This is a genomic window from Cellulosimicrobium cellulans (assembly GCF_042723955.1).
GTDB lineage: Bacteria > Actinomycetota > Actinomycetes > Actinomycetales > Cellulomonadaceae > Cellulosimicrobium > Cellulosimicrobium cellulans_H.
In genome coordinates this window covers 1-13,550 of sequence record NZ_JBHXIC010000103.1, presented here as the reverse complement: position 1 = coordinate 13,550, position 13,550 = coordinate 1, and the positions used below count along the sequence as shown (strand labels likewise).

The 13,550-nt window shown below is 72.2% G+C and carries 7 protein-coding genes; all 7 read right to left on the bottom strand.

Features of this window, described 5'->3' with window-relative positions; all coding sequences use genetic code 11:
- Positions 1 to 75 precede the first annotated feature (75 nt).
- A complete protein-coding gene (locus ACFWH7_RS18830) occupies positions 76 to 5,658 on the bottom strand; it encodes a ThuA domain-containing protein (protein WP_378218828.1) in 5,583 nt (1,860 codons plus the stop codon).
- 106 nt (positions 5,659 to 5,764) lie between these two features.
- On the bottom strand, positions 5,765 to 6,664 hold the full coding sequence (locus ACFWH7_RS18825; RefSeq protein ID WP_378218826.1) for a sugar phosphate isomerase/epimerase family protein: 900 nt from the start codon (positions 6,662 to 6,664) through the stop codon (positions 5,765 to 5,767).
- 229 nt (positions 6,665 to 6,893) lie between these two features.
- Positions 6,894 to 8,123 carry a substrate-binding domain-containing protein gene (locus ACFWH7_RS18820; RefSeq protein WP_053369957.1) on the bottom strand — a complete coding sequence of 410 codons (1,230 nt, stop codon included), beginning with the start codon at positions 8,121 to 8,123 and terminating at the stop codon, positions 6,894 to 6,896.
- Between the two features lie 128 nt (positions 8,124 to 8,251).
- Positions 8,252 to 9,334: an ABC transporter permease gene (locus ACFWH7_RS18815; RefSeq protein WP_378218824.1), complete on the bottom strand. Its 1,083-nt coding sequence runs from the start codon at positions 9,332 to 9,334 to the stop codon at positions 8,252 to 8,254.
- Complete coding sequence (locus tag ACFWH7_RS18810) at positions 9,331 to 10,377, bottom strand: ABC transporter permease (protein ID WP_047234093.1); 1,047 nt, start codon at positions 10,375 to 10,377, stop codon at positions 9,331 to 9,333. The genes ACFWH7_RS18815 and ACFWH7_RS18810 overlap by 4 nt, the downstream gene beginning before the upstream one ends.
- Positions 10,374 to 12,059, bottom strand: a complete 1,686-nt coding sequence (locus ACFWH7_RS18805) for a sugar ABC transporter ATP-binding protein (protein ID WP_378218821.1) — start codon at positions 12,057 to 12,059, stop codon at positions 10,374 to 10,376. Before ACFWH7_RS18805 ends, ACFWH7_RS18810 begins: the two co-directional genes overlap by 4 nt.
- Positions 12,056 to 13,303, bottom strand: a complete 1,248-nt coding sequence (locus ACFWH7_RS18800; protein ID WP_378218819.1) for a Gfo/Idh/MocA family protein — start codon at positions 13,301 to 13,303, stop codon at positions 12,056 to 12,058. The genes ACFWH7_RS18805 and ACFWH7_RS18800 overlap by 4 nt, the downstream gene beginning before the upstream one ends.
- Between the last annotated feature and the right edge of the window lie 247 nt (positions 13,304 to 13,550).

The window sequence follows — 13,550 nt, the reverse complement described above, 5'->3', positions numbered from 1 at the left end:
GCCGCGCGCCCCGGGGCGGGCGCCGGGGGGGGGGGGGGGGGGGCGGGGGGGGGGCGCCCCCCCCCCGCCCCGCCGTCAGCCGCAGCTCACGGCGTCGTACGGCACCTCGATCTCGGTCGTGACGTCGCCGAGCGTCGCCGTGACCGTCGCCGTGCCCGCCTCGAACGACGTCGCACGCGACGCGAACGACTGGTAGGCGTTCGCCCCCACCTCGACCGCGCCGAACTCCTTGGAGCCGAACGGCGTGGTCAGGGTGATCGCGACGGGCGCCTCGTCGGCGTTCGTCGCGCGGAGCGCGAGGTACGCCTTGCCCGCGAGGCAGCGGGCCGAGGCGGTGACCTCGACGTCGACCGTCGGCTCGGGCTCGGACTCCGTCGTGAGACGGAACCAGTCGAACGCCACCGTGACCGGCGTCTCCTGCTCCGGGCCGATCGCCATGAGGCCGACCTTGGTCAGCGCGGCGTCGTTCGTGACCGGGTCGCCCAGCGGCGTCCAGTTCACCCCGCCGTCGCTGACCCAGCCCTGGTACGTGCTCCCCACCTTCTCGAGGCGCAGGTACCAGTAGCCCGACTCGGTCGAGTCCGCGAGCTCGAGCTGGCGGTTGCCGCCGTTGCCGAACTGGCCGCCCTTCTCCGAGACGAGCTCGGCGCCGAGGTTCAGGGCCGTGCCAGGCGCGTTCTTCGCGAGCACGTCGGCCTTGACGTAGTTGTCGTCGTCGCCGTACGCGATGAGGCCCGCGAGCTGCCACCGGTGCGCGAGCGGCGCCTTGAACCGCGTCTCGACGACCCAGTCACCCTCCGGTGCGGTCTGGAGGACGAAGTTGCGCGGGTCGCCGTTGTCCCCGGCGTTGATGTCGCCCGGCTGGGTCGTGATGCGCAGCTCGCCGTCGGCGACGGCGACCTTCGACCCGTCGTACCGGACGATCGCGTCCCAGCGGCAGCCGTCGAGGGCGTCGCCCTCGAACTCGTCGCTCGGCTCGCGCTCGCCGTCGTCGGATCCGGCACCCGTCACGTGGACGTAGTCGACCTTCGCGACAGTGTCCGCCGCCGCCGTGTCGCCGCCGGCCATGACGCCGAAGGTCGCACCCTCCTTGACGGGGGCCGAGCCCGCGAGCGCGGTCCAGGCCTGGCCGTCCGCCGAGTACGCCGCCGTGATCGCCGAGCCGTCCGAGACGAGGCGCAGGTGGATCGTCGACGGGAAGTCGCCCGCGACGTTCGTCTGGCCGTGCCACGTCCGGGACCCGCCGGTCTCGGTCTGGAACTCGAGGAAACGGTTGCCGTTCTGGTTCTTCGTGAACGCGAGCTTGGTGTACTCGTCGTCGGTCACGTGGACCAGGAGGCCGGCGTGCTGCCAGTGCCGGGCGAGCGGGACGTCGAGCTTGGTCTCGAGCGTCCACGCCCCGGCGGGTGCCGGCTGACCGAGGTAGCTGATCGGCCCGGTCACGGCCTCGTTGATGTCGCCCTGCACGACCGGCAGGACGGCGTGGCCGTCGGCGACGGTGATCGGCTGGCCCTCGGCCTGGCGGACGACCGTCCACCGCGGGTCGAGCGCGTCGCCCTCGAACTCGTCGGACGAGCCCGCGAGGCACTGCGGCGGGGTCTCCTCGCCGGGCTCCTCGGTCTGCGGGTCGTCGTCGAACGCGAAGTCCTGGAACTCGACCGCGCTCGTCGCCGTGGTGCTGTGCGCCGTGACGAAGAGACCCACGTCCTGGACGGACGCCGCACCCGGCAGGGCCTGCGGCTCGCCGATCTGCGTGAAGTTCTCGCCGTCCTTGCTCCAGGAGGCCGTGTACAGGTCGCCGTCGCGCACGATGCGCACCCACGCGGGGTAGCTCGTCGTGCTGGCGCTGCTCGACGTCGCGAGCTGACCGCTGGAGTTGCCGCGCAGCCACTCGAAGCCGCCGCTCGGGCGCATGCCCAGGGCCGCGTAGCCCTGCGAGTTCGCCGTCTGCGTGACGTCGTTGCGGACGATGATCCCGGCCTTGGCGGACCCGTTCGAGTTGCCCTGGCTGTTGATCTTCACGGTCGCCGACCAGTTCTCGTCGGCGCCCTGCTCACGGTAGATGGTCGAGTACTCGTTGGTGCCCTGCCACATGTTCGCGCCGCCCGAGGTGACGAGGTACTTGCCCTCGGCGAGCTGCTCGAACGTGCCGTTCGCGTTGGTGAAGGTCTTCATCCCCGCGAAGAGGTCACCGACCTGGGCGAGGACGACGCGCGAGCGCGTGTACAGGCCCTTGTCGTTCGTGGCGACGGCGGTCAGCTCGTAGTAGTTGTCCGCCGTGGGGTTCCACGTGGCCTCGTACGGAGCCGTGTCGTCGACGCCGAGCGACTCGCCGTCGACGAAGAACTCGACCTGCGTCACGGTGTTCTCGGCGTCGCCCGCCTCCGCGGTGACCGTCATCTCGCCCTGGTCGAGGCGGACGCCCGCCTCCGGTGACGTGATGCGGACCTGGGGACGGGTCGTACCCGAGACGCCCTTGCCGTCGGCCTCGATGAAGTTGAGGCGACGCTCGCCCTCGCCCGGGAAGACGACGTAGAGCGTGAACGGCTCCATCGGGTCGGTGACCTCGACGGTCACGTCCGTGAACGTGCCGAGCCCGGTCTGCGGGATCTCGGCCGTGCCGAGGAGCTCGCCGTCGGCCGCGTCACGACGCAGCTCGATCGTGCCCTCGGCCGCCGCCGCGACGCGCAGGTTCAGCGCCTGCACGCCGTAGAGGCTCACCGGGTCGTACGACGCCCAGGAACCGTTGGAGCCCGTGATGACGGAGCCGCCGCCCTCGACGTCCCGGCTCGGGATCGTCGTCGTGCCGTCGGAGGCCGCGTGGAACTCCGCCTCGCGCTTCTTCGGGAAGATCAGCGTGGTGTCCGAGCCGGTCAGCGCGGGCACGTCGCCCTCGCCGCCGCGGTCGGTGTAGCGCGCGTCGATCACGTAGAAGACGTTCATGTCCTCGCCGTGGCCGCCGCCGAGGCTCGTCGCCACGGTGCCCGTGCGGCCGTGCAGCGGCTCGGCCGGGTGCGCGTGCGCGTCGTGACCGAGCGCCGGCTGGATGATGACCTGCTCGTCGTCGATCGCCTCGCCGTCGGGCGAGTCCTCCGCGTCCGTCACCGACACGTCCCACGTGATGTCGTCGCCGAAGTTGAAGAACGAGCCGGTGGGCGGCAGGCCGAAGTCGACCTCGGGCCGCGTGTTGCCCACCGTGATCGGCACGGTCGCCGTGCCCACCTTGCCGGCGGGGTCGGTGACCGTGAGGCGCGCGTCGTAGACGCCGTTCTCGGTGTACGTGTGGCTGGGCGCGGCGGACTCGGAGTCCGTCGTGCCGTCACCGTCGAAGTCCCACGCGTACGTGAGCTCCTCGCCCTCGGGGTCGGTGCTCCCGGTGCCGTCGAACGTCACCTCGAGGGGTGCGATGCCGGAGTCCGGCGTCGCGACCGGCTTCGACACCGGCGAGCGCGAGCCCGACAGGTAGTCGATGCGGTGCAGGCCCGAGTTCGGGTTGTCACGGCCGAAGCCGCCGCCCCAGTCGAGCACGTACATCGCGCCGTCGGGGCCGAACTTGGAGTCGATCGGGGCGAGGAACTGCTCCTGCGGGAGGAACGGGTTGACCTTCTCGACGTCGGTCGCGCCGGGCGCGGCCTCGGGGTCCTTGAGGTCGATCGTGTACATCTTGTTGCGGGCCCACTCGTAGAAGAAGGCCTTGCCGTCGTAGGACTCCGGGAACTTCGTGTCCGAGTCGAGCTCCGGGTCGAACTGGTAGAACGGGCCACCCATGGGCGCGAGGCCGCCGCCGGCGTTGATCGCACCGGGGACGGACGAGCGCTGGTAGCCGTACCACAGGTCCGCCGGCTGGGCCGGGGGCAGCTCGGTGAGGCCCGTGTTCTTCACGGAGTCGTTGACGGGGTTGTCGCAGTCGAAGAAGTCACCCACGGTGACGGGGCTCGTCCGGTAGTCCACGTCGCGGAACGGCTCGTTGTTGCCCATGCACAGGGGCCAGCCGAAGAAGCCGGGCTCCTTGATGAGGTTCCACTCGGCGATGCCGGCCGGGCCGCGGGTGGCCGGGTTGTCCGACCCGTTGTCGGGCGAGTAGTCGGCGACGCCGAGGTTGCCCGTCTTCGCGTCGATCGTGAACCGGAACGGGTTGCGGAAGCCCATCGCGTAGATCTCCGGCAGCGTCTTCTCGGTGCCCGGGGCGAAGAGGTTGCCCTCGGGGATCGAGTACGTGCCGTCGGCCTCGGGGTGGACGCGCAGGACCTTGCCGCGCAGGTCGTTCGTGTTAGCGGACGTCGCGCGCGCGTCGTGCCACGTGCCGTCCCGCTCCGAGATCGGCGCGTAGCCGCCCGACGGCTCGGAGTGCGGGTTCACGTCGTCGCCGACGCCGATGTACAGGTCACCGGTCTCGTGGTCGACGAGGAGGCCGCCACCGGTGTGCCCCGGCTCGTCGGGCAGACGCCCGGCCGGGATCTCGAGGAGCACCTTCTCCGACGCCGGGTCGATCACCGTGGAGCCGGGCCCCTCGGAGGAGACCGTGAACCGCGAGACGCGGCTGAAGAAGTTCGCCGGGTCGGAGTCGTTCGAGCTCGCCGGCGAGTAGTACTGGTACAGGTACCCGTTCTCGGCGAAGTCCTTGTCGAGCGCGATGCCGAGCAGGCCGTCCTCGCCGCCCGAGTACACGGGGATCGTGATGGCGGTCGTGGTGTTCTGCGTCCGCGGGTCGTACACGCGGATCTGCCCGCGCACGAGCTCGGTGTAGAACACGCGGCCGTCGGGCGCGACGTCCATGCCGAACGGCGCGCTCGTGTTGGAGTCGAGCGCGATCTTCTCGAACGAGCCCCAGTCGGTGCCGCCGCAGTCGCCCTCGACGAGGCCCGCGGCCCACTGCACGCCGCCGACGATGTGCTGCACGAAGTCGGGCTCCTGCGTGTAGTGCGCCCCGAAGTGGCCCATGCCGGTCATCCAGGCACGGCCGCCGTCGTAGGGCTTGCACCACGAGATGGGGTGGTCGTAGCCCATCTTGTTGCCGCCCGCGTCGTACGTGGACTCGTCCATCGTGGCGAGCACGTGCGCGCTACCGCGGACGTTGGCCGAGAAGTTGTACCACTCGTCCGCGCGCGTCCAGCGCTGGGACAGGTGCTCGGTCGACGGGTGCGTGCGGTCCTCCACGCGGACCGTGCCTGGCAGGCCGGGGCTGGTGCCGGTGGCCGCGTGACCGGGCATGAGCGCCCCGATCATGTCGTCCCACCAGCCGTAGCTGCCGCGCATGTCCGTCGCGTTGTGGATCGCGACGATGCCACCGCCCGCCTGCTGGTAGCGCTCGAGCGCCGCCTTCTCGTCGGCGTTCCAGGGGTCGCCCGACGTCTGGAACATGACCAGGGCGTCGTACTGCGCGAGGTTCTCGTCGTTGAAGACGGTCGAGTCCTCGGTGTGGTCGGACGCGATGCCGACCTCGGCGAACGCCGCCTCGAGCACCGGGGTGCCCTGCGTGATCGCCTCGCTGTGCCGGAACTGGGTCGTCTTGGTGAAGATGAGCACCTTGTGCTCTTCGTCCGCGGGGACGGGGTCGTCGGCGGCGCTGGCCATCGTGACGGGCGCGAGCGTGAACGCGAGCGCTCCGATGGTCAGAGCCGCGACGGACCTCGCCCTGCGTGGGCGTCGTGCGGTCATCGTGGGTGCCTCCAGGGGCATGACGTGCGGACCCGGACGTCGTCGTCCGGGAAGGGTGGTCGTCATCCCGCGGCGTGCCGGCGCTGCGGTCGTGGATCGACTACGGCTACGGGTGCTCCGGCGTGGGCATCAGTCCCTTCAGGTGGGCCAGGCCATCGACGGCGATGGCGTCCTGGGTCGGCGCCAGCGGCCGCCAGATGGAGGCGGCCGTGGCGATCGTCGCGTTGTCGGCCGTGAAGGACTCGATGACGAGGGGTCCGTCGTAGCCGGTCGCGTCGAGCGCGGCGAGGAGCGCGGGCCAGTCGAGGTGGTCGTTGCCGGGTGCGCCCCGGTCGTTGCCGCACACCTGGACGTGCGCGATGCGCTCGCCCGCGCGCGCGACCGCCGCGGGCAGGTCCGTCTCCTCGATGTTCATGTGGTAGACGTCGAGCATGAGGCCGATGCCGGCCGCGGGCAGGCGCCGCACGACCTCCAGCCCCTGGTCGACGGTGTTGACGAGGCTCGTCTCGTAACGGTTGAGCGGCTCGAGCCCGACGACGACGCCCGCCGCCATCGCGTGCTCGACGACCGGCGCGAGGTTCTCGGCGAGCTCGGCGTACGCCGCCTCGCGCTCCGCGGGGCGCAGGCGCCACGTGCGCCCGACCGACGTGTACGCCGGCCCGCCGATCACGGGGGCGCCGACGGTGCGTGCGACGTCGACGACGTGGCGCAGGTAGTCCTGCGTGGCCCGCACCGTCGCGGTGTCCGCGGCGACCAGCTCACGGCCTTCGCCCATGACGAGCGAGACGCTCGCGGCGAGACCGTGGTCGGAGAGCACCTCCGCCGCGGTCGCGGGGTCCCAGTCCCCCGGGTTCTCCACGGGCAGCTCGAGCACGTCGAAACCCCACCCCGCGACGCGGGGCGCGATGCCGCGCAGGGCGTCGTCGGTGAGCGGGGAGGTCCAGACCCACGTGTTGACGCCGAGCGCACGACGGCGCAGCGGCGGGGTCGGGGAAGGAAGAGCCACGTCGCTCTCTCTCGTCGGGTCCGAGCGAACGGCCGTCCCGCCCGCGTGCCCGGCGCCGCGGCGCACCTCCGCGCGGGAGGTGCCGTCGCGACGTCGGGCCGGCGGACGGGGCGCCCGGCCGGTCGGACGGCGACCGGGCGGCCCCTGGGTGGCCCGACCGCGAGGGTCGGACCGGGGTGGTTCTCCGGACCCTCTCAGGTCCGGTGCGGACGACCGGTCAGCGGTCCGGTCAGCGGTCCGTCCACGCCTCCGGGAAGCCCGGCAGGTCCTCGCCGCCGAACTTCGCGTAGTGCAGGGACGGCATGTCCTTGTTCGCCTCGAGGTACGCGTCGAGCTCCTCGGCCTCGATCGGGGCCTGCGGCAGGACCCACTCCGACGGGACCTGCTCGCCGGCCCAGATCATCTGCGCCGCGAGGATCGGGGTGCGCCACTGGAAGTTCGAGTACACGGCGCCGAGGGCGGTCATGTCCGTGTCCTTCCACTTGCGCAGGAAGCTCATCTCGTCCTCGCCCATGAAGACCGGGTAGGGCTTGCCGGCGTCCTCGAACGCCTCGACCGCCGCGACGGCGCCGTCGCCCGCGTCCATCCAGATGCCGTCCACGTCACCGCGCTGCAGGTACTGCGTGACGATGTCCTTGATCTTCGCGCCGTCACCACCGGTGAACTCCGCGCCCACGACCTCGAGCTCGGACTCCGAGAAGATCTTGTCGGCCGCGGCCCAGCGGTTCTCGAGCACGTCGACGCCCGGCAGGATGCGGAGCGCGAGGACCTTCGAGCCCGGCTCGAGGTTCTCGACGAGGAACTCGGCGCCGTCGGCGCCGTACGCGTAGCCGCCGATCGGGTGGATGAACGTGACCATGCAGTCGGTGTTGACGCCACGGTCGAACACGATGACTGGCTTGCCCGACTCGCACGCGGCCTCGACCGCGGGCGTCAGGGTCGCCGTCGTCGACGGCGAGATGACGATCGCGTCGCAGTCGCCCGCCTCGACGAACGCCTGGATGTCGGAGATCTGCTTGTTGTCGTCGTCCGCCGCGTCCGAGACGCGGAACTCGCCGATCACGCCCTCCTCGGTGAGGACGTCGACCTGCTGCTGCATCGTGATCCAGCCGGTCACGCGCCACGGGTTGGACACCGACGCGTTCGAGAAGCACAGCGTCTTGCCGCCACCCTCGCTCGCGTACTCGGCCGTGTCCACGTACTCGGGCTCGATCGCCTGGAGCCACGGCTGGTCGGCCGGACCCTCGGGCACGACCTCGCGCTGGGCGAGCTGACGGTCGTAGTCGGCCTGGACGAACCACTCGGAGTCGGCGCCGCCGGACTCCTCGCCCGCGGGGCTCTCCTCGGCTGAGGTCTCGCCACCCTCGCCGGTGTCGGTGGGGGTGTCGGTCGTGCAGGCGGCCGTGAGGAACAGCGTGGCCACCGCCGCGCCGGCCAGGAGTGCTCGTGTACGTCGCATGTCCTTCTCTCCTTGGGGGTGAGACGTCGTCGTCCCGCAGCGTGCGGGGGAAGGGGGTACAGCTCGGAAGGGGTCTTTCGGGGCGTGGTCGAGGTCGCGCGGGCGGAAGACCGCCGGGGCGCCGGTGCTCAGGCGTTCGCGGGGGCGGGCTCCTTCGGTGCGGGGGTCGGGCCCGCGGCAGGCGGGACGTCGGGGGTGGACGCGCGGCGCCGCGACCGGCGCGGCAGCGCGGCGTAGGCGACGGCCGCGATGATGATCACGCCCTGGATCGCCGGACGGATCGTCGACGGGAGGCTGAGCTGGTTGAACAGCGTGAACAGCGCCTCCAGCGTGAGCGCGCCGGCCATCGCGGCGATCACGGTGCCCCGCCCGCCGCCGAGCACGACGCCCCCGAGCACGACGGCGGTGATGGCCATGAACTCCAGGCCCTGGCCGACCTGCGCGGTGACGCCCGCGTAGCCGCCGATGAGGATCGCGGCGACGGTCGCCATGAAGCCCGAGAGGAGGAACGCCCGGGTGCGCACCCACCAGACCGAGCTCCCGGCGTAGCCGGCCGCGACGTCGTTGTCGCCCGTGGCGACGAGCGTGCGGCCGAACGGCCGGCGCATGAGCAGGGCGGCGAGGACACCGAGGACCACGACGATCAGCAGCGCGTACGGCACCTGGAACTGGCCCGGGTTGTCGGGGATACCCCCGCGTCCCCACTGCCGGAAGCCGTCGGTCAGCGCGCCCGTGGGGGCGCCGCCCGTCCAGAGCCGGATCGCGCCGTACAGCACGAGCATCATGCCGAGCGTCGTGATGAACGACGGCACCTTGAGGAGCGTCGTCACGAGGCCGTTGACGAGCCCGACCGCGAGGCCGAAGACGATCATGAGGGCCATGACGGGCCACGTCATCGAGTCCTCGCCGTCCATGAGCTTCGCCGCGATGACGACCTGGGCGCCGACGAGGGAGCCGACCGAGAGGTCGAACTCGCCCGAGACGATGACGAAGTACTGCCCGATCGCGAGGATGACCAGCGGCGCCGCCTTCTTGACGAAGGCCATGAGCGACATGGGCTCGCCGAACGACGGGTTCATCACCAGGATGACCGCGAAGACGAGCACGAGCAGCGCGAACACGGTCCAGCTCCCGCCGGCGGTGAGGCGCTCGAGCCAGCCGGCCCGCGGCGCGCGCGCAGGGATCGTCCGGCGCGTGGTGTCGGTGGTCATGCGGACGCACCTCCGGTGCGGGTCGGGCGGAAGCGGGCCCGGCTGCTCGCCGGGTCGATCTGGCGCCGGGCGTACAGCGCGACGGCGGCGATGATGATGACGCCGCGCAGGACGTCCTTGAAGAACGGGTCGACGTCGAGGACGTTGAACACGGTGTCGAGCACCGCGAGGATGAGGACGCCGCCCACCGTCCCGACGATCGAGCCGCGCCCGCCCATGAGGAGCGTGCCGCCCAGCACGACGGCGGCGATCGAGTCGAGGTCGAGCCCGTAGGAGTACACGAGCGCGTTGCCGGTGCCGAAGCGCGCGGCGATGAGGAGGCCCGCGACGCCCGCGCAGACCGAGCACAGCACGTGCGCGAGGATGAGCGTCCGGTCGGTCCGGATACCCGAGAGCCGCGCGACGTCGGTGTTCCCGCCGACGGCGAACATGTGGTAGCCGGGCCGGGTGCGCGTCAGCAGCACGACGCCCACGGCCGCGACGAGCAGCATGACGATCGTCGAGACCGGCACCGGGCCGACGCGCGTGTACCCGAACATCTGGAACGAGGCGGGCACCTCGCCCGCAGGGCCCTTGAACTGCGTGTCGAGGTAGCCCTTGATGATGAGGCCGACGCCGAGCGTCGCGATGAAGGCGTTGACGCGCAGCTTCGCGATGACGAGCCCGTTGACCAGGCCGACGACCGCCGCGACGCCCACCGCCGCGAGGACGCCGAGCCAGACGCGCGAGGGGTCGCCCGCCATGGTCGTCGCACCGACGATCGAGCTGAGCGCCACGACGTAGCCGACCGACAGGTCGAGCGACTTGCACAGGATGGCGAACGTCTGCCCGATCGCGACGAACCCGAGCAGGCTCGTCTGCGTGAGCATGTACGCCGTGTTCGCGGTGCTGAAGAGGTTGCCGCCGCCGACGGCGACGAGGACGCCGGCAATCACGAGGATCCCGACGAGGGCGAGGTAGACGATCTCCGTCGACCCCAGGCGGCGCCGGCGCGCAGGGGCGCGGCGCGCGGTGGGGGCGGCGGTCGCGACCGCGGTGCTCATCGGTCCTCCTTCGGGCCGTCGTGGTCGTGCGGGTCGAGCGCCGGCGCGGTGGCGGGCGGGGGGCCGGGAGCGTCGCCGGGCTCGGCGCCCAGGAGGTCGTCCGCGTCGGCGAGGGCGCCCAGGTCGACCCGGACGTGCTCGCCCGACGTGTCCTCCCCGGCTCCCGTGGCCAGGGCCATCACGGTCTCCTCGTCGCTGCCAGCGGGGAGCTCGCCCGCGAGGCGGCCGTCGCGCATGACGAGCACGCGGTCGGCCATCGCGACGACCTCGGGAAGCTCGGAGGAGATGAACAGGACGGCGACGCCGCTCGCGGTGAGCTCGCGCATGAGGTCGTAGACGGCGCGCTTGGCGCCGACGTCGATGCCGCGGGTCGGCTCGTCGAGCACGATCACCTGCGGGTCGGTGACCAGCCACTTGGCGAGGACGACCTTCTGCTGGTTGCCGCCGGACAGGTACTGGACCTCGGCCTCCTGCGAGCTCGCGACGAGCTCGAGCGAGGAGAGGATGCCAGGGATGCGCTTCGCGCGCCGGTCCGCCTGGCCGGGCACGACGGCGTCGAGCACGAGCCGCGCGTTCGCGAGGATCGACTGCCCGAGCGCGAGGCCCTCGGCCTTGCGGTCCTCGGTGACGAGCGCGAGCCCGGCGCGCACGGCCTGGCGCGGCGACCGCACGTCGACCGGCTTCCCGCCGACGAGCACGCGCCCGCGCGTGAAGCCCGCGATGCCGAAGATGCCGTGCGCGATCTCCGTGCGGCCCGAGCCCTGGAGCCCGGCGAGCGCGACGATCTCGCCCGCGCGCACCTCGATCGACACGTCGTCGACCTGCGTGTTGCCGACGCCCTCGAGCGCGAGGCGCACCTCGCCCGGGACCGTCGAGGGGTCCTTGTCCGGGAAGTAGCCGGCGAAGTCGCGGCCCACCATGGTGCGCACGAGCCGGTCGGGGTCGATCTCCGCCGTCGGGGTCGTCAGGACGTGGTTGCCGTCCTTGAGCACCGTGATGGTGTCGCAGAGGTCGAAGATCTCCTTGAGCCGGTGCGACACGTAGAGGATCGCGACGCCGCGCTCCTTGAGCCGGTGGACGAGCTCGTACAGCAGCTCGACCTCCTGGTCGGCGAGGGCCGCCGTCGGCTCGTCCATCGAGATGATGCGCGCGTCGTAGGACACGGCCTTGACGATCTCGACGATCTGCTGCTGGGCGACCGAGAGCGACCCGACGCGCGTCCACGAAGCGAGCCCGGACAGGCCCAGGTCGGCGAGCAGGGCGGTCGTGTCCGCGTGCATGCGGCGGCGGTCGACGAGGCCCGCGCGCCGCGGCTCGCGACCGAGGTAGACGTTCTCGGCGACCGAGCGCTCCGGCAGGAGGTTGAACTCCTGGAAGACGGTCGAGACGCCCGCGTGCTGCGCGGCGAGCGGCGACGCGAACGTCGCAGTCTCGCCGTCGAGCTCGATCGTGCCGCCGTCGGGGCGGTGCACGCCCGCGATGATCTTCATGAGCGTCGACTTGCCGGCGCCGTTCTCGCCCACGAGCGCGTGGACCTCGCCCGGCCGCACGTCGAGGTCGATGTCGCGGAGCACGGAGTTCCCGAAGAACTCCTTGCCGATGCCGCGCAGGCGCAGGATCGGCTCGTCGCCGCCCTCCCCCGCCGCCGGCGGCCGGGGCTCGCGCGTGGTCGTCGCGGTCATGCCGGGACCTCCACCCAGCCGTCCGTGCGCACCGACTCGCCCACCGCGGCGGCCAGGCGGGCGGCGCGCAGGCCGTCGTCGAACGTGGGCAGCCCGTCCGGGACGCTGCCGCGGGTCGCGGCCGCCGTGTCGGCGACGAGCGCGTCGAAGCAGTCCTGGTAGCCCTGCGCGTGCCCGGCGGGCAGGCGCGAGTAGCGTGCGGCGGCCCCGGAGAGCGCCTCCGGGTCGCGCACGAGGAGGCGCGACGCGTCGCGACGGCCCTCCCACAGCGTCTCGGGCTGCTCCTGGTCGAACGACAGCGTCGACTCGGACCCGGAGATCTCGAGATACAGGCGGTTCTTGCGGCCCGCCGACACCTGCGAGATGACCGCCGTGCCGAGCGCCCCGCCGTCGGTCGCGTACTGGATCGTGACGGCGTCCTCGGTCGCCACCTCGTGCACGACGCCGTCCGCGCCCCGGCGCCGCGGGTTGACGGTGGCCGTCTGCGCGACGAGCCGGACGATGCGGTGCCCGGTGGTGAACTCGAGCAGGTCGCAGAAGTGGGAGCCGATGTCGCCGAAGGCTCGGCTCGCGCCGCCGAGGGCGGGGTCCACGCGCCAGTTGTCGTCCGACTCGCGCAGGAGCCAGTCCTGGAGGTACGAGCCGTGCACGAGCGAGATGGTGCCCACCTCGCCGCGGCGCACGCGCTCGCGCGCCTCGCGCACCATCGCGTGGAACCGGTAGGTGAACGGCACGACGGCGACCCGGCCGTCGGCGGCGTGCGCCTCCGCGGCCAGCCCCGCGAGCTCGACCGCGCCCTCGACGTCGGTCGCGAGCGGCTTCTCGCACACCACGTGCTTGCCCGCCGCGAGCGCGGCCCGGGCGAGGGGGACGTGCAGGTGGTTGGGCGTGCAGACGTGCACGACGTCGACCTCGGGGTCCGCGAGCAGCTCCTCCGCGGTGGCGACGGCGCGCTCGGCCCCGAGGCCCGGCGCCGCCGCGCGGGCGATCTCGAGGTCGGCGGCGGCGACGCTCACGACCCGCCCTCCGCCGGTGCGCACGGCGCGCGCGTGGACGCCGCCCATGAAGCCGGCCCCGAGGATCCCCGCACGGTATCCGACGGCCGGGAGGCCGCCCTCGTCGGGGGCACTGGCAGGGAAGGTGCTCCGGGCGGCAGGGGCCCCTGTGGTGGTCGCTCCCGGGAGGGGCGTGCCCGGGTCCAGCACCGGGGTACGCACGTCCTGCGCGACGTCGTCGGCTCGCATGGATGACAACGTAGGGGCACTTCTGACGAGCGTCAAGCAAAAGGCGGACATTGCTCGTCACGGTTATATAACCCAAACCACAAAACAAATGTGAAGGTTAACATCGCCGCCGTGCGGCGATGGCGGCGGGGTGCGTGGTGGTCGCCCGTGGACGCGAGCACGCCACCGCCCCCGGCCGTCGGACGGCCGGGGGCGGTGGCGTGTCGGACTGTCCTCCCCCACCCGGGGGGGGGGCCCGGCCGGCCCC

Excerpts from the sequence above, each read along its gene's own strand:
- ACFWH7_RS18830 (WP_378218828.1), bottom strand. The coding sequence starts at position 5,658 with ATGACCGCACGACGCCCACGCAGGGCGAGGTCCGTCGCGGCTCTGACC.
- ACFWH7_RS18820 (WP_053369957.1), bottom strand. The coding sequence starts at position 8,123 with ATGCGACGTACACGAGCACTCCTGGCCGGCGCGGCGGTGGCCACGCTG.
- ACFWH7_RS18815 (WP_378218824.1), bottom strand. The coding sequence starts at position 9,334 with ATGACCACCGACACCACGCGCCGGACGATCCCTGCGCGCGCGCCGCGG.
- ACFWH7_RS18810 (WP_047234093.1), bottom strand. The coding sequence starts at position 10,377 with ATGAGCACCGCGGTCGCGACCGCCGCCCCCACCGCGCGCCGCGCCCCT.
- ACFWH7_RS18805 (WP_378218821.1), bottom strand. The coding sequence starts at position 12,059 with ATGACCGCGACGACCACGCGCGAGCCCCGGCCGCCGGCGGCGGGGGAG.
- ACFWH7_RS18800 (WP_378218819.1), bottom strand. The coding sequence starts at position 13,303 with ATGCGAGCCGACGACGTCGCGCAGGACGTGCGTACCCCGGTGCTGGAC.